This window comes from Nonomuraea glycinis (assembly GCF_035920485.1).
GTDB lineage: Bacteria > Actinomycetota > Actinomycetes > Streptosporangiales > Streptosporangiaceae > Nonomuraea > Nonomuraea glycinis.
Map to the genome: position 1 here is coordinate 6,775,648 of NZ_CP109166.1, position 16,178 is coordinate 6,791,825.

The 16,178-nt window shown below is 72.0% G+C and carries 14 protein-coding genes; 6 read left to right on the forward strand and 8 right to left on the reverse strand.

Annotated features, from left to right (window positions below):
- Positions 1 to 14: 14 nt before the first annotated feature.
- From OHA68_RS31835 to meaB, 3 genes are read left to right on the forward strand one after another with little or no spacing between them, the layout of a single operon-like run.
- Positions 15 to 1,988 carry a methylmalonyl-CoA mutase subunit beta gene (locus tag OHA68_RS31835; protein ID WP_327103529.1) on the forward strand — a complete coding sequence of 658 codons (1,974 nt, stop codon included), beginning with the start codon at positions 15 to 17 and terminating at the stop codon, positions 1,986 to 1,988.
- Positions 1,985 to 4,243, forward strand: a complete 2,259-nt coding sequence (gene scpA, locus OHA68_RS31840) for a methylmalonyl-CoA mutase (protein ID WP_407674374.1) — start codon at positions 1,985 to 1,987, stop codon at positions 4,241 to 4,243. The genes OHA68_RS31835 and scpA overlap by 4 nt, the downstream gene beginning before the upstream one ends.
- A 36-nt stretch (positions 4,244 to 4,279) precedes the next feature.
- Positions 4,280 to 5,245: a methylmalonyl Co-A mutase-associated GTPase MeaB gene (meaB, locus tag OHA68_RS31845; protein ID WP_327103530.1), complete on the forward strand. Its 966-nt coding sequence runs from the start codon at positions 4,280 to 4,282 to the stop codon at positions 5,243 to 5,245.
- A 96-nt stretch (positions 5,246 to 5,341) separates the two neighbouring features.
- Here meaB and OHA68_RS31850 read toward each other — a convergent pair whose 3' ends face one another.
- Together OHA68_RS31850 and OHA68_RS31855 are read right to left on the reverse strand one after the other, a co-directional pair.
- On the reverse strand, positions 5,342 to 6,208 hold the full coding sequence (locus tag OHA68_RS31850) for a helix-turn-helix domain-containing protein (protein WP_327103531.1): 867 nt from the start codon (positions 6,206 to 6,208) through the stop codon (positions 5,342 to 5,344).
- A gap of 236 nt (positions 6,209 to 6,444) precedes the next feature.
- Complete coding sequence (locus tag OHA68_RS31855; RefSeq protein WP_327103532.1) at positions 6,445 to 8,205, reverse strand: AMP-dependent synthetase/ligase; 1,761 nt, start codon at positions 8,203 to 8,205, stop codon at positions 6,445 to 6,447.
- 152 nt (positions 8,206 to 8,357) lie between these two features.
- On the opposite strand from OHA68_RS31855, the gene OHA68_RS31860 reads away from it, so the two are divergent.
- Positions 8,358 to 9,326, forward strand: a complete 969-nt coding sequence (locus OHA68_RS31860; protein ID WP_327103533.1) for a hypothetical protein — start codon at positions 8,358 to 8,360, stop codon at positions 9,324 to 9,326.
- 95 nt (positions 9,327 to 9,421) lie between these two features.
- On the opposite strand, the gene OHA68_RS31865 is transcribed toward OHA68_RS31860, so the two are convergent.
- Positions 9,422 to 9,685 carry a TFIIB-type zinc ribbon-containing protein gene (locus OHA68_RS31865; RefSeq protein ID WP_327103534.1) on the reverse strand — a complete coding sequence of 88 codons (264 nt, stop codon included), beginning with the start codon at positions 9,683 to 9,685 and terminating at the stop codon, positions 9,422 to 9,424.
- Positions 9,686 to 9,741: 56 nt separating this feature from the next.
- On the reverse strand, positions 9,742 to 10,596 hold the full coding sequence (locus OHA68_RS31870) for an aminoglycoside phosphotransferase/kinase family protein (RefSeq protein WP_189140197.1): 855 nt from the start codon (positions 10,594 to 10,596) through the stop codon (positions 9,742 to 9,744).
- An 18-nt stretch (positions 10,597 to 10,614) separates the two neighbouring features.
- Here OHA68_RS31870 and OHA68_RS31875 point away from each other — a divergent pair, with 18 nt between their 5' ends.
- Positions 10,615 to 11,511, forward strand: a complete 897-nt coding sequence (locus OHA68_RS31875) for a TIGR03619 family F420-dependent LLM class oxidoreductase (RefSeq protein ID WP_327103535.1) — start codon at positions 10,615 to 10,617, stop codon at positions 11,509 to 11,511.
- A 41-nt stretch (positions 11,512 to 11,552) separates the two neighbouring features.
- Here the strand turns inward: OHA68_RS31875 and OHA68_RS31880 are convergent, their stop codons facing one another.
- From OHA68_RS31880 to murQ, 3 genes are all read right to left on the reverse strand, one after another.
- Entirely contained in the window at positions 11,553 to 11,930 is a 378-nt protein-coding gene (locus OHA68_RS31880) for a VOC family protein (protein ID WP_327103536.1), read from the reverse strand.
- A 73-nt stretch (positions 11,931 to 12,003) separates the two neighbouring features.
- Positions 12,004 to 13,062 (reverse strand): serine hydrolase domain-containing protein, encoded by a 1,059-nt coding sequence (locus OHA68_RS31885; protein WP_327103537.1) that lies wholly within the window; start codon positions 13,060 to 13,062, stop codon positions 12,004 to 12,006.
- A 159-nt stretch (positions 13,063 to 13,221) separates the two neighbouring features.
- Positions 13,222 to 14,121, reverse strand: coding sequence for an N-acetylmuramic acid 6-phosphate etherase (gene murQ / locus OHA68_RS31890; RefSeq protein WP_189140203.1), 900 nt, complete (start codon positions 14,119 to 14,121; stop codon positions 13,222 to 13,224).
- Positions 14,122 to 14,178: 57 nt separating this feature from the next.
- Between murQ and OHA68_RS31895 the strand changes: the two genes are divergently transcribed.
- On the forward strand, positions 14,179 to 15,291 hold the full coding sequence (locus OHA68_RS31895; protein ID WP_327103538.1) for an exo-beta-N-acetylmuramidase NamZ family protein: 1,113 nt from the start codon (positions 14,179 to 14,181) through the stop codon (positions 15,289 to 15,291).
- Between the two features lie 2 nt (positions 15,292 to 15,293).
- On the opposite strand, the gene OHA68_RS31900 is transcribed toward OHA68_RS31895, so the two are convergent.
- On the reverse strand, positions 15,294 to 16,178 hold the full coding sequence (locus OHA68_RS31900; protein ID WP_327103539.1) for a GNAT family N-acetyltransferase: 885 nt from the start codon (positions 16,176 to 16,178) through the stop codon (positions 15,294 to 15,296).

Sequence of the window (16,178 nt, forward strand, 5' to 3'; positions counted from 1 at the left end):
TTACTATCCAGAACATGGATCTGGCAGCGGGATTCCCCTCCACCGACCGTGACGACTGGCGGGCACTGGCGCTCGCGGTCCTCCGCAAGTCGGGGGTCGAGGCCGCCACCCCGGAAGAGGCCCTGGCGAGCGGGACCTTCGACGGGATCACGGTCGCCCCGCTCTACGACGCTGCCGACCTGCCCGGTGCCGAGCCGTTCGAGCGGCGAGCGCGGGCTGACACCGGGTGGGACATCAGGCAGCGGCACGCCCTCGCCGACCCTGAGGCGGTGCTGGCCGACCTGACCGGTGGGGTCACCTCGCTCTGGCTGGTCGTCGGCGACGGGGCGATCCCCGTCGCCGAGCTGCCCACGCTCCTGAAGGACGTCTACCTCGACCTCGCGCCGATCACCCTGGACGCGGGCACCCGCACGCGGGAAGCGGCCGAAGCCCTGTTCGCCCTGGCCACCGCACGCTCCGCGCAGGGCGGCTCCGGGCAGGGCGGCTCCGGGCAGGGCGGCTCTGTGCAGGGCGGCTCCGGGCAGAACGGAGAGTCCGCGCAGGGTGGCGGCTCCGTACGGCCCGGCGACTCTGTGCGGGGCGGCGCGTCCGTGCTCAGCGGGAATCTCGGCGCCTCGGCCGTCGGTCCCGGTGCGGTGGGACCGGCGGTGGCCGCTGAGCTCGCGGCGCGGTGTGCAGCCGAGTTTCCCGGGCTGCGGGCCGTCACCGTGGACGCCACGCCCTACCACGACGCCGGCGCCAGTGACGCAGAGGAACTGGGCTGCTCGATCGCCCTGGCGGTCGCCAACCTGCGGGCCCTGGACCACCTCGGGACGGCGCTCGCGTTCGGCCAGCTTGAGTTCCGTTACGCGGCCACCGACGACCAGTTCGCCACCATCGCCAAGCTGCGCGCCGCCAGAAAGCTGTGGGCCAGGGTCGCGGACGTGTGCGGCGTCGAGAGCCGGCAGCACCAGCACGCGGTGACGAGCTCGGCCATGATGACCGCCCGCGACCCCTGGGTGAACATGCTCCGCACCACCCTGGCCTGCTTCGCCGCCGGGGTCGGCGGCGCCGACGCGGTCACCGTCCAGCCCTTCGACGCCGCCCTGCGGCAGCCGGACGCGTTCTCCCGCCGGATCGCCCGCAACACCCAGCTGCTGCTCCTGGAGGAGGCGGGCGTCGGCCGGGTGGCCGACCCGGCGGGCGGCTCCTGGTCCGTCGAGCGCCGCACCGCCGACCTGGCCGAGCGCGCGTGGGCCTGGTTCCAGGAGATCGAGGCGGCCGGCGGCGTCGAGGCGGCGGGCGAGCTGATCTCCAGCCGGATCGCGGCCACTCGCGAGCGCCGCGCCGCCGACATCGCGCACCGCCGCCTCCCGATCACCGGCGTCAGCGAGTTCGCCCACCTCGACGAGAAACCCCTCCGCGCCTCCACGGCCCCATCCGCCACCGGCGACGATCCTCTCCGCGCCTCCACGGCCGGATCCGCCACCGGCGACGATCCTCTTCACGCCTCCACGGCCGCCTCCGCCAACCATGAGGGGGTAGCCGCGCCAGGCGGGTCTCCTCCTGAGGCCGAGTTGCCGGTGATCCGGTACGCGCAGGAGTTCGAGGTGTTGCGTGATCTCGCCGACGCGCAGCCCGTACGGCCGAAGGTCTTTCTGGCCACGATCGGCCCGGTCGCGGCGCACACCGCTCGGGCCGCGTTCGCCGCGAACCTGTTCCACGCGGGCGGGCTGGCCACCGAGACGGCCGGTCCCGGCACCGACCCGGAGCAGATCGCCACGGCCTTCGCCGTCAGCGGCGCCACCGTCGCCTGTCTGTGCTCCAGCGACAGGCTGTACGGCGAGCACGCCGAGGCGGTGGCCGCCGCGTTGAGACGGGCGGGCGCCCATCGGGTCTGGCTGGCGGGGAAGGAACGCTATACCGGTGTCGACGCGTGCCTGTTCGCCGGGTGTGACGCGCTCGATGTCCTCCGCACGACCTTCCGCGACCTGGAGGTGACCGCATGATCCCGGACTTCGCCGGCATCCCGCTGACCGACCCGGCCCGCCCCGTGCCACCCGGCGCGCCGCCCAGGGCATCGGACGCCCCGGCCACGTCCGTACCGGACCCGTCGGCTTCGTACGCCCCTGCCAAGTCCGTACCGGATGGCATGGACCCGTCGGCGGCAGCCGCCGAGCCGCCCGGGAGTGAGCCGTGGCTGACGCCGGAGGGGATCGCGGTCAAACCCCTCTATACGGCCCAGGACCTGCGGGGGCTCGACTTCCTGGACACCTATCCGGGTGCGGCGCCGTACCTGCGGGGTCCTTATCCCACCATGTACGTCAACCAGCCGTGGACGATCCGCCAGTACGCGGGCTTCTCCACGGCCGAGGACTCCAACGCCTTCTACCGGCGCAACCTCGCGGCCGGGCAGAAGGGCCTGTCGGTGGCCTTCGACCTGGCCACGCACCGGGGCTACGACTCCGACCACCCGAGGGTCGCCGGCGACGTCGGGATGGCGGGGGTGGCGATCGACTCCATCTACGACATGCGGCAGCTGTTCGACGGGATCCCGCTGGACCGGATGTCGGTGTCGATGACCATGAACGGGGCGGTGCTGCCGGTCCTGGCGCTCTACATCGTCGCGGCCGAGGAGCAGGGGGTGGCGCCCGAGCAGCTCGCCGGCACCATCCAGAACGACATCCTCAAAGAATTCATGGTACGGAACACGTACATCTATCCGCCGACCCCGTCCATGCGCATAATCTCGGATATTTTCGCTTATACGAGTGAAAAGATGCCGAAATTCAACTCTATTAGTATTTCTGGCTACCATATCCAGGAGGCCGGGGCCACCTGCGATCTGGAGCTCGCCTACACCCTGGCCGACGGGGTCGAATACCTGCGGGCCGGCATCGCCGCCGGGATGGACGTGGACCGGTTCGCGCCACGGCTGTCCTTCTTCTGGTGCATCGGCATGAACTTCTTCATGGAAGTCGCCAAGCTCCGGGCGGCGCGCCTGCTGTGGGCCAACCTCGTATCCGGATTTAATGCGAAAAATCCGAAATCGTTGAGTCTGCGGACGCACTCCCAGACCTCCGGCTGGTCGCTCACCGCCCAGGACGTCTTCAACAACGTCGCCCGCACCTGCGTCGAAGCCATGGCCGCCACCCAGGGCCACACCCAGTCCCTGCACACCAACGCCCTGGACGAGGCGCTCGCGCTGCCGACCGACTTCTCGGCCCGCATCGCCCGCAACACCCAGCTCCTGCTGCAGCAGGAGTCCGGCACCACCCAGGTGATCGACCCGTGGGGCGGCTCCTACTACGTCGAACGCCTCACCCATGACCTGGCCGAACGCGCCTGGACCCACATCCAGGAGGTCGAGGAGGCGGGCGGCATGGCCAAGGCGATCGAGGCGGGCCTGCCCAAGCTCCGCATCGAGGAGGCCGCCGCCCGCACCCAGGCCCGCATCGACTCGGGCCGCCAGCCGGTCATCGGTGTCAACAAGTACCGGCCCGACGCCGACGAGCCCATCGAGGTGCTCAAGGTCGACAACGGGGCGGTGCGCGCCCAGCAGCTCGACAAGCTGCGCAGGCTCAGGGCCGAGCGCGACGAGGACGAGGTCGGCCGGGCGCTGGACGCGCTCACCAAGGCCGCCGACAACGCCGCGCCCGGCCTGGAGAACAACCTGCTCAAGCTCTCCGTCGACGCCGCCCGCGCCAAGGCCACCGTGGGGGAGATCTCCGCCGCGCTGGAGCGGGTGTTCGGCCGGCACGCCGGGCAGGTCCGTACCATCTCGGGGGTGTACCGCGACGAGGCCGGACCGGCCGGAGACATCGAACGGGCGCGTCAGGCGTGCGCGGACTTCGAGCGCGCCGAAGGCCGCCGCCCGCGCATCCTGGTCGCCAAGATGGGCCAGGACGGCCACGACCGCGGCCAGAAGGTCATCGCCACCGCCTTCGCCGACCTGGGCTTCGACGTGGACGTCGGCCCGCTGTTCCAGACGCCGGAGGAGGTGGCCCGGCAGGCGGTCGAGGCCGACGTGCACATCGTCGGCGTCTCCACGCTGGCGGCCGGTCACCTCACCCTGGTGCCGGCGCTCAAGCAGGCCCTCGCCGACCTGGACGCCGAGGACGTGATGATCGTGGTGGGCGGCGTCATCCCGCCGGACGACTTCGCCGAGCTGCGCGCCGCCGGAGCCACCGCGATCTTCCCGCCCGGCACGGTGATCGCCACCGCCGCCCTTGAGCTCCTCGTGGAGCTCGGCGAACGCCCGTAGGCCGCAGCGAACAGGATCCGGGAAAGGGGGCCGCGGGTGCGGTCGCTGGAGGACTACGTGGGGGGCGTCAAGGCCGGCTCGCGTACGTGGGTCGCTCGGGCGATCACGCTCGTGGAGTCCACCAGGCCGGATCACCAGGCGCTGGCGCAGCGGCTGCTGGTCGAGCTGACGCCGCTCTCGGGCCAGGCCAGGCGGGTGGGCGTGTCCGGGGTGCCCGGCGTCGGCAAGTCGACCTTCGTCGACGCGCTCGGCACGGCGCTGACCGGCCAGGGGCACAAGGTGGCCGTGCTGGCCGTGGACCCCTCCTCCACCAGGACCGGCGGCAGCATCCTCGGTGACAAGACGCGGATGGCCCGGCTGTCCGTGGACCCGGCCGCGTTCATCCGGCCCTCGCCCACGTCGGGCACGCTCGGCGGCGTCACCAAGGCGACCAGGCAGGCCATGGTCGTGGTGGAGGCGGCCGGGTTCGACGTGGTGCTGGTCGAGACCGTCGGCGTCGGCCAGTCCGAGACGGCGGTGGCGGACATGGTGGACACCTTTCTGCTGCTCACCCTGGCGCGCACCGGGGACCAGCTCCAGGGCATCAAGAAGGGGGTGCTGGAGCTGGCGGACGTCATCGCGGTCAACAAGGCCGACGGCGAGCACGCGCTCGCGGCCAGGAAGGCGGCCCGCGAGCTGGCCGGGGCGCTGCGCATGCTCCGCTCCGACACGCCCCCGCCTCCCGTGCTGACCTGCAGCGCGCTCACCGGTGAAGGGCTGGAGGAGGTGTGGCGTCAGGTCCGCGCCCACCAGCAGGGCCTCGACCTGGCCGCCAAGCGCAGCCGTCAGCAGGTGGAGTGGACCTGGGCGCTGGTCCGCGACCGCCTGCTCGCCGAGTTGCGCAACGACCCGGAGGTGGCGGCGATCAGCGCCGAGGTGGAGCGCGAGGTGCTGGCCGGCACGCTGCCCCCGTCGCTGGCGGCCGACCGGCTGCTGTCCGTCTTCAAGCGCGGCACGGACTGAGGCGTACGACCACAGTGGGCCTTACGGCCGAAACCACAGCGGGTCTTACGGCCGAAACCACAGCGGGTCTTACGGCCGGAACCACGGCGGAATCGCCTACAGCCGGCTCATGATCCTGCGGAGGATCGCCGGGGTGGAGGCCATGGGCTGGGCGTGGATGCCCAGCTTGTTCAGCAGATGCTGGTAGGGGAGCACCTCGGACTCCCTGTTGAGGTACTGGGCGCCGTTGACCTGTTCGAGGTAGACCACGTCGTTCAGCTCCGCCTGGGCGAAGCGCATGATGGTGATCGGCCCCACCCCGCCGACATGGGCGCCGGAGGTGAACGGCAGCACCTGGATCGTGATGTGCGGCCGGCCGGCGAGCTCGGAGAGGTGTTCGAGCTGGGCGCGCATCATGGCGCTGCCGCCGACCTGCCGATGCAGCGCGCCCTCGTCCAGCACCACCCAGACCTTGCGCGAGGAGGGCGGGATCAGGATCCGCTGGCGGTGCATCCGCATCGCCACCCGGCGCTCGATCTGCTCGGCCGTGACGGTGTCATAGCCCTGGGCGATGACCGCGCGCGCGTAGTCCTCGGTCTGCAGCAGGCCCGGGATGAGCTGCACCTCGTAGATGCGGATCAGCGACGCGTCCTGCTCCAGCCCGAGATAGCCCTCGAACCAGTCGGGGATCACGTCGCGGTACTCCTGCCACCAGGGGAGGGAGTTGGCCTGCTCGGCGAGGGAGAGCACGGCCGAGCGCTCGGCCTCGTCCACGCCGTACAGAGAGAGCAGGTCGGCCACGTCGTGGAGCTTGAAACCGCTCCGGCCGAGCTCCATGCGGCTGATCTTGGAGTGCGAGCCGTGGATCTCGTGGCCGGCGCGCTGGCGCGTGATCCCCCGCGCCTCACGAAGCCGCCGCAGTTGCGCCCCGACCAGCATGCGCAGGGCCGTCGGCCCCGTCCTGCGGGACTCCCCCTCGGGCATGTCCCTCAGGCCACCCATACTGCGAGCACGTCGCATAGATGCTCCTAGATCGGCGAAGATCGCCGCGAATCGATCGGACTATCTTGCCATGCCGAACGGTTCGGCCACCATGCGCTTTGGAGATCGTACGCCGTCGGCGTGGCGACGTGACGAGCGGCGCCGGAACCGTTCGTGGAACGTCACCTCGGGGATGTCGCGCCGATGCCGCGCAAGCTCGTCGGAGGGCGTCGCGCCGCTCAGACGGGATCCTGGTAGAAGGCGTCGAGGGTGTCGCCGTACCGCTGCTCGACGGACTTGCGCTTGACCTTGAGACTGGGCGTGAGCTCCCCGCCCTCGACCGTGAAGTCCTGGGCCAGGATGGCGAACTTCTTGATCGTGGAGTAGCTGGCCTGCTCGGCGTTGACCTGCTCGACCGCCTTCTCGACCTCCTCGCGCATGCGCGGGTGCGCGCGCAGCTCCTCCGGGTCGGTGGGCAGCCCGAGCGACCGCGCCCACGGTACGGTCACGTCCAGGTCCAGCGTCACCAGCGCCGTGCAGTAGTTGCGGCGGTCACCGTGCACGAACACGTGCGACAGGTACGGGCACGTCGCCTTGAGGCGGCCCTCCAGATAGGTGGGCGCGATGTACTTGCCGCCGGAGGTCTTGATCAGCTCCTTCTTGCGGTCGGTGATGGCCAGCCGCCCCTCGGCGTCGAGCTCGCCGATGTCGCCGGTGTGCAGCCAGCCGTCCTCCAGCGCCTCGGCCGTCTCCGCCGGCAGGTCGTGGTAGCCGCGCATGATGCCGCGCCCGCCGATCAGGATCTCCCCGTCCTCGGCGATGCGCACCTCGGTGCCGGGGAACGGCAGCCCGACCGTGCCGAACTTCACGTTGCCGGGCCGGCTGAGGAAGCTGCCGGCCGAGGACTCGGTGAGGCCGTAGCCCTCCAGGATCGTCAGCCCCGCCGCGTCGAAGAACTCGGCGATCTCCTGCGAGAGCGGCGCCGCCCCCGAGATGAAGAAGCGGATACGGCCGCCGAACCTGGCCCGCAGCTTGCTGAAGACCAGCCGGTCCGCCACCGCGAACTCCAGCCGGGTGGTCAGCGGGATCGCCGCGCCGTGCTGGCGTGCCTTGACGACCCTGATGCCGGTCGCCCGCGCCCACTCGAAGATCTTCAGCTTGACGCCGCCCTCGCGCCGCTGGGTGGCGGTCACGGTGTTGTGGATCTTCTCGAAGATGCGCGGCGCCGCGGCCATGAAGGTCGGCTGGAGGATGCCCAGGTTGTCGGCGATCCGGTCCAGGCGGCCGTCGATGGCGGTGGGCACGCCGATGCCGATCATCACCACCTCCAGCAGCTTGCCGAACGAGTGCGACAGCGGCAGCCACAGGAAGTGCAGGTCATCGCCGGACAGCAGGCCGAGCTCGCGCACGGCGCCGGCGGCGTAGAGCCAGTTGTCATGGGTGAGGACGACGCCCTTGGGGCGGCCGGTGGTGCCGGAGGTGTAGATGAGCGTGGCCACGGCGTCCGGCCCGATGGCGTCCACCATGGCGTCGTAGTCGCCCTCGCCGCGCACCGAGTCCAGCGTGATCACCCAGCCGTCGTCGCCGGCCGTACCGTCGATCACCACGACGTTCGTGACGTCGGGCAGCTCCTTGCGCACGGATGTGAGCTTGGCCACCTGGTCGTCGTTCTCGGCGATGACGATCGTGCTGCCGGAGTCGGTGATGACGAACGCCGACTCGGCCGCGGTGTTGGACGGGTAGATCGTGGTGGTGGCCGCCCCCGTCGACAGCACCGCCAGGTCGCACAGCACCCACTCGACCCTGGTGGAGCAGAGGATCGACACCCTGGTGCCCGGGCCGGCCCCCAGCTCGGCCAGCCCGAGCGCCAGCCCGCGCACCCGCTCGCCGACCTCCCGCCAGGACATCGAGCTCCAGCCGTCACCCGAGGGCGTGCGGTAGGCCTCGGCGTCGGGAGTGGCCGCGATCCGGTCGCGGAGCAGGACGGGGATGCTCGACATGCCTGACCTCCAGTGGGGGGATGAGCCGACTCTAGGACGAACGGGGCGAATCAGTCGATGGTCGTGGCCTGTCACCTGCTGCGGGACATAAAGGGTGTAGTGGCTTGAACGCAGATTGACGTGGTGGGATGAAGCGGGAAATAGTGTGGCGGGTGGCTGCCTCCCGGATGATTCCCTGCGCACTCGCCCTGGCGACACTCACGCTCAGCGCGTGCACCTCGACGGGCCCCACCCTGACCGGCGGCGAGCCCAGAGCGAGCGGCGTCGCCGGAGGCGGCGACCCCGGCACCTCGGTGGAGCAGAGCCCCACGCCGAGCGCGCTGACCGCCGAGGCGTACAAGACCGAGCTCGCCACCAGGCAGAAGAGCATGAGCGGCGCGATCAAGTCGATGGTGGCCGCGCGCACCGTCAAGACCTTGGACCAGCGGGTGGAACGGACCAGGAAGGCGCTCGACGGCGCCGCCACCGAGCTCGCCGCGCTGGCGCCGCCGCCCGAGGTCCAGGCCCAGCACGACGCCTACGTCGCCAGCCTGCGCCAGGTGGCGGGCGATCTCGACGCGACCGCGGTCAAGGTCGGCGCCTTCGACCTGTGCACCCCGCCCGCCGTGCTCGCCGACCTCGGCGGCTCGCTGTCCGAGCTCGACAAGACGGGCGAGGCGCTGCAGTCGGCCGGCGACTACCCGGCCGACATCGTGTCGGTGAAGGCGGGCAAGAAGCAGACCAGGCGGCTGAGCAACGGCACCTTCCTGCGCAAGAGCGGCCTGGGCGGGCGCAGCTTCCTGCAGATCCACAACGGCGGCAGCCGCGACGCGGTCATCAACGTGATGCGCGGCAAGTCGAAAGTGCTCAGCGTGTACGTGCGCAGGAAGGCCAAGTTCAAGATCAACAACGTCAGCGACGGCACCTACCGGGTCTACTTCACCCACGGCGTCGACTGGGACCGCAAGAGGGGCGCCTTCAACCGCGAATGCAGCTTCCAGCGGTTTCAGAAGTCCGTGAAGTTCAAGACGACGATCACCGCCACGCAGATCCGCTGGACCGACTGGCGCATCACCCTGCACGCGATCACCGGCGGCAACGCCCGCACCTCACCGGTCGACCCCGACGACTTCCCCGGCTGAGCCGGCCGTTTCCCCGGCTGAGCTGCCGTGTTCCTCGGCTGAGCCGGCCGTACGAAGCGGGCCGCGCACCAGGGGCGCGCGGCCGGCTCGCTCGATCAGGTCGAGAACAGCTGGTTGACCCAGCTGCGCTGGCGCTTGTGACCGTAGTGGCCGCCGTGGCCGCCGTGGTGCTGAGGGGCTCCCCACGCCGGGCCGGGCGCGGGAGGCGGGGGAGCGGCGTGGTAGGCCGACTCCATCCGGGACAGCGTCTCGAGCTCGCCGTAGTCCAGGAAGATTCCCCGGCAGCCGTCACACTGCTCGATGTGGACGCCGTTGCGCTCATATGTCCGCATGTTTCCGCGGCACTTCGGGCACTGCATCTAGTCGGTCTCCTCGGCCTCGTGGTGTTGACCAAAACCTACCGCGCGCAACGCCGTCATGCTCTGACGATTCTGTTGCACGATTCGACCAACGAATGCTCGACCTCGTCGAGTTCCCGGCTCTCGCGGGCGGCGTTGACCACCGCCACCGCGGCCAGTTGCACGGTCAGCGCCCTGGCGGGCAGGTCGAGGCGCTGCCACGGGTCCTGACCGGCGCCCAGCGCGGGCCCGCCGGAGGCTTGGTAAGCGCCCAGAAAGCGATCCCAGACGGCAGGTTCGAGTAACCCCGCGGCGTACCAGGCGGCCGGTCTGGCAAGGTCCCAGGCCGGGTCGCCCACGCCGAGGTCGTCCACGTCGATGAGCAGCCAGCGGTCCCGCCGGACGAGCTGGCCCAGGTGCCAGTCGCCATGGGTCGCCAGGGCCGGGAGCCGCTCCGGGGCGGGCAACTCCGCGAACGCCCGCCGTACGAGCTGCTCGACGGGGCCGTCGCCGGTCATGCGCCGCACCGCGCGGGCCGCCCGGGCGGGACCGCCCGCGGGAGGCAGCGCCGGCAGCAGCGTGAGCGGGACGGCGTGCAGCCGGGCGAGCAGCCTCGCCCCCTCCTCCCAGGGCGCGGAGTCCGTCTCGTCCTGCCTGATGGGGCGCCCGGCCGGCCAGACCGTCACCGCGCGGCCCGCCACCGACAGCACCTCCGGCTCCAGCGGCGCCAGCATGATTCCGGCCAGCGCGGCCGAGGCGGTCGCGCGCAGCCGTGGCCGCAGCGCCTCCACGTCGTCGCGTAACGAGTGCGCCTTGACCACGACCTCGCCACGGCGCAGCACCACCACGTCCGTCCGCGTCGGATGGAGGACGGGCTCACCCCTGCCGCCGTACGCTCCCGCGACCCCTGCCAGCTCCGCCTCAAGACCCACTCGTACAGACTAGGGCTCATGAGAATAGGTTTCGCCGTGCCTCAGTCAGGGCCCTGGGCCACCCCCGACCACATGCGCCGCGTGGCCACCCGGGCGGAGGAGCTCGGCTATCACGAGCTGTGGACCTTTCAGCGGCTGCTCTATCCCGTCGGGCACCCGATGGGGCAGACCTACCGCAGCGCCCACGATCCGCTCGTCGCCCTGTCCTACCTGGCCGGGGCGACGCGCTCCATCCGGCTCGGTGTGGCCGTGCTCAACGCCTACGTCCAGCCGGCCATGCTGGGCAAGCAGCTCGCCACGCTGCAGATCCTCTCCGGCGGCAGGCTGACGGCCGGGATCGGGCTCGGCTGGGTGCCGGAGGAGTTCGAGGCCACGGGCACGGGCTTCGAGCGCCGGGGAGACAGAGGCGAGGAGTTCGTCGAGGTGCTGCGCAAGGTGTGGACGGACGAGGTGGTCGAGCACGAGGGCGAGTTCTACCGGATCCCGCCGTCCCACATCGCGCCCAAGCCGTCCCCGCCGCCGCCCCTCCTGCTCGGCGGCAAGACCGACGCGGCGCTGCGGCGCGCGGGCCGGCTGGCGGACGGGTGGGTCAGCTCCAGCAAGGAGGACCTGTCGGCCATCGGGCCGCGGATCCGCATGATCAAGGCGGTGGCCGAGGAGGCGGGCCGGGATCCTGAGGCGCTGCGGTTCGTCTGCCGGGGGGTGACGCGGATCAACGAGGGCGGCGGCCCGGACCGGCGGCCGCTCCAGGGCACGGTGGCGGAGATCCGGAGTGACCTGGCCGCGCTCGCGGCCGAAGGGGTGACGGAGGTGTTCCACGACCTCAACTTCGCCCCGGACATCATCTCCGCCGACCCGAAGGAGGCGCTGCGCCGGGCCGAGGAGGCCCTGGAGGTGCTGGCCCCATCGGCCTGAACGCGGTCTTCAGCGCCTGCCCTGACGTCGTCCCCGCTGGGTCAGCCGCCGTACGGGACGGTGATGATCTCCAGGTTGTGGCCGTTCGGGTCGAGCCAGTAGAGGCCGCGGCCGCCGTCGTTGGTGTTGATCTGGCCGGCCTGCCGGTGGTACGGGTCGGCGTAGTAGGTGAGGTTGTAGCGCTTGATGCGCCCCCAGATCTCGTCGAACTCGTCCTCCCCGACCAGGAAGGCGTAGTGCTGGGGGTGCACGTCGGGGCCGGCCTGGACGACGTCGAGCGAGACGTCGTTGCCGAGCGAGACCACTTTGAACGGTCCGAAGGTCGTGGCGGGTGGCAGGCCGAGAACGTCCGTCAGGAATTCGGCGGTCGCGTCCCTGTCGCGGGCCGCCACGATGGTGTGATTCAGGTGCACGGGCACGGGTGCGCTCCTTCCGGGGCTTCAGGAGCCAGGCTACGTCCGGCGGGCCGGTCTGGGTCGGCGGGCCAGGCGGCTACGTTCGGCGGGCCAGGTGCAGGGCCTCGGTGGCGACGGCGGTGCGGAGGTCGCGGATGCCGTCGCGGCCGCGCAGCGGGTGTACGGCGTTGGTCAGCAGGATCACCGTCAGCCGGTGCGCCGGGTCGACGACCAGGCTGGTGCCGGTGAAGCCGGAGTGGCCGAAGGCGCCCTCCAGCGGGCCGACGATGCCGGGGTCGCCCAGCCGGACGCCGAGCCCGTGCCGGAACGGCGCGCCCTCGGCCCCCTGGTCGCGCAGCATCTCGGCCACCATCTCCGGGCCCAGCATGGGGCCGCCGCCGAGCCGGAGCGCCTCGCCGAGGCGCAGCAGGTCGTCGGCGGTGCCGAACACCCCCGCGTGCCCGGCGACGCCGCCGAGCGCGTAGGAGGTCTCGTCGTGGACCGCGCCGCGCACGCAGCCGGGCCCCGGGCGCTCGGGTTTCCACTCCGTGGCGGCGATCCGGGGCAGCAGGCCGGCCGCGGGCCGGTAACCGGTGCCGGCCATCCCCAGCACTCCGGTGACGCGGGCGCGGACCAGCTCGTCGAGCGGCGCGCCGCCGGCCACCTCGGCCACCCGGCCCGCCATGATCAGGCCGACGTCCGAGTAGAGGTACGGCCCGCCGACCGGCGCGGTGATGGGCGTGTCCAGCATGACGGCCAGGCGGGTGGCCGGGTCGGCGTCCGGCAGCTCCAGGTCGATGCGCCGGGTGGGCTGGAACCCGGCCGTGTGGGTCAGCAGGCGGCGCATCGTGATCCTGGCGTCGCGTCCCGGCAGCCAGGTCGCCACCGGCTCGTCCAGATCCAGCAGCCCCTTCTCCACCAGCGACCCGATGACGGACGTGGTGAACAGCTTGCTGATCGACGCCAGGTCGAAGACCGAGTCGCGCCGCGCGGGCGGTCTGTCCTCGGCGAAGGTGAAGGCGGCGTCGCCGTACCGGATCAGCTCTCCGGTGGCGCGGGCGGCCACCACCGCCCCGTCCACCGCGATCAGTGCCACCGCGGCCGAGCACACGCGCGGCACCGCTTCCGCCAGGATGGCGTCCAGCCGATCAGACATTCCCCCACATCCCCGTTCTCTCGTCCCCGTGAGCGCACCCGCTCCAGACCGCCGCAGCCGCTCGGAGCGCGGCAGGGCGGGGCGATCCGCTCAGCCCCGTAAGCTTCCCGGCCCCGTCAGGCGAGCGCACCGTAAGGCCGCTTCAGCCTCGTCAGGTGTTCAGCCGCTCAGGGCGTCGCTGAGGCGCTCGCCGTGGGAGTGCAGCAGGGCGCGGGCCTGCTCGGCGTCCAGGCTGTGCTGGATCATCAGCACCGCCACCTTGGCCTGCCCCCCGGCCGCGTCCAGGGCCTCGGCGGCGACCTCGCGGCCGACGCCGGCGATGTCGCTGACCATGCGCACCGCCCGGCCCGCGAGCTTGGTGTTCATCGCCGACATCTCGATCATCTGATTGCCGTACGTCCGCCCGAGCCGGACCATCGAGACCGTGGAGATCATGTTGAGCACCAGCTTCTGGGCGGTGCCGGCCTTGAGCCGGGTGGAGCCGGTCACCACCTCGGGTCCCACGACCACCTCGATGGGGTGCTCGGCGGCGGCCGACAGCGGCGCGCCGTCGTTGCAGGACAGGCTGACGGTCAGCGCCGCCCGCCGGGTCGCCTCGGCCAGTGCGCCCAGCACGAAGGGGGCGCGCCCGCTGGCGGAGACGCCCACCACCGAGTCGAGCGGGCCCACGTCAAGGCCGGCGAGCGCGGCGGCGCCGGCTTCGGCGTCGTCCTCGGCGCCCTCGACGGAGCGGGTCAGCGCGTCCGGGCCGCCGGCGATGACGCCCTGCACGAGCTCGGGGTCGGTGCCGAAGGTGGGCGGGCATTCGGAGGCGTCGAGGACCGCCAGCCGCCCCGACGTGCCCGCGCCGACGTAGAGCAGCCGGCCGCCCTTGAGCATGCGGGCCGCGATCGCCTCGATCGCGCCGGTGATGGCGGGCACGGCCAGCGCGACGGCCGCGGGCACGCTCGCGTCGGCCTCGTTCATCAGCTTGACGATCTCGCCCGTGGGGAGCTGATCGATCTGGCTGTAGCGGGGATCGCTCTGCTCGGTGGGCAGCTCGGGTAGCGAATCAATCATGACGCTAATTTCCACCCTTTACGTATCTGTTGTAAATATCTTTCAGACTATGGGGTTATGACCTATGTACGAACCGGCGCCGAACGGCTGGCCGCGGATCCCTCGCTGGCGGGCGGATCCCGCCTCGGCCTGATCACCAACCCCACCGGCGTCCTGCCCGACCTGACCCACACCGTCGACGCCCTGATGGCGGCCGGTGTGCCGCTCACCGCGCTGTTCGGGCCCGAGCACGGCGTCCGGGGCACCGCGCAGGCGAACTTCAGCGAGCCGGACACCGTGGACCGCCGCACCGGACTGCCGATCTACGACACGCACAAGGCCGCAGGCCAGGCGCTGGACGAGCTGGTGGCGCGCTCCGGCGTGGACACGCTGGTGTTCGACATCGCCGACGTGGGCGCCCGCTTCTACACCTACGTCTGGACGATGTACGACCTGCTGGCGTCGGCGGCGCGGCTGGGGCTGCGGTTCGTGGTGCTCGACCGGCCCAATCCGCTCGGCGGCACGATCACCGAGGGGCCGCCGCTCGATCTGGCGTTCGCCAGCTTCGTGGGCAGGTTCCCGCTGCCGCTGCGGCACGGCAGGACGGCCGGCGAGCTGGCCACGCTGTTCGGCTTCGACGTGGACCTGCGGGTGATCCGGATGGAAGGCTGGCGGCGCGAGCTCACCTTCGCCGCCACCGGCCTGCCCTGGGTGATGCCGTCGGTGAACATGCCGACGCCCGACACCGCCCTGGTCTATCCGGGCACCGGCCTGTTCGAGGGGACGAACTTCTCCGAGGGGCGCGGCACCACCCGGCCGTTCGAGCTGGTCGGCGCACCGTACGCGGACGACAGGTTCGCGCCCGCGCTCACCGCGCTCGGCCTGCCGGGGGTGCGGTTCCGGCAGACGTGGTTCACCCCGACGTTCCACAAGCACGCCGGCACCCCCGTGAGCGGCGTCCAGTTGCACGTGCACGACGCGTCGGCGTTCCGGCCCGTGCTGACGGGCCTGTCGATGCTGCACGTGGCCCGCACCCTGTACGCCGACGACCTGGTCTGGCGGGGGACCGAGCTGTTCCTGGACCACCTGTGGGGCTCCGACACGCTCAGCCGGAGCCTGGACGCCGGCGAGGATCCGCGCGCGCTCTGCCCCGAGCCCGGCCACCCCGACGGATCGCTCCTGTACGGGTGACTTCACGCCAGTTCGCGCCCGTACAGCCAGAAGACCCGTTCGGCGCGGGCGCCGACGGCGCGTGAGTAGAACCGCAGCGGGCCGACCCAGCCGATCTGGGCGGTCCGCTGGCCGGCCGCGCGCTGGTCGGCCAGGCAGCGGCGCAGCAGCACCCGGCCCAGCCCGAGCTTCCTGGCGGCCGGCGCGGTCCCCGTCGGGCCGAACCAGCCGGGCCTGGCGCCCCACGCGGCGAAGGCCAGGACGGCGCCGTCCCGCTCGGCGTAGTGCACGCCGGTGGCGGTGGCGGCCTCCCACGCCCAGCTGTCGTTCCAGTGCTCGCGGACGAACGCCACCACCCGCTCGCGGTCCTCGCTCGCCGGCGGGCCGGCCGCGTGCACGGCCACGCCGGCCTCCGCCAGCCGCTCCAGGCCCTCGGCCACGCTCAGATCCGCGTCGTCGAGGTCGGCGGTCATGTTCCAGGCGACCTGGTAGCGCTCGTAGCCGAGCCCCTCGGCCAGGCAGGCGGCGGCGGTGTAGCGCACGTCGATGCCCGGCCAGGCGTAGCACGGCGGATTGCCGGCGAAGCGGGCCCGTAGCGCGCCCTGCTCGCGCAGCCAGTCCTCGGCCGCGCGCACCAGCCCGAGCCCGAGCCCGCGCCCCTGCGCGTCCGGGTGCACGGCCAGCAGGTCGAGGTGGCCGACGGCCGGGTCGGCGGTGGACATCGACGCCATGGCGACGCCGCCGTCGGCCAGCAACGCCGTCCAGCGCCGGTCCCGCGGCGGGCGGGCCAGCCGCCGCACCAGCTCGGCCCCCTCGCCGGCCTCGTACGTCAGCGCCGCCCGCGCCACCTCGCCGGCCTCGTCCAGCTCGGCCGCCCCGGCGAGACGGACCCGTTCGGCAGCGGCCAC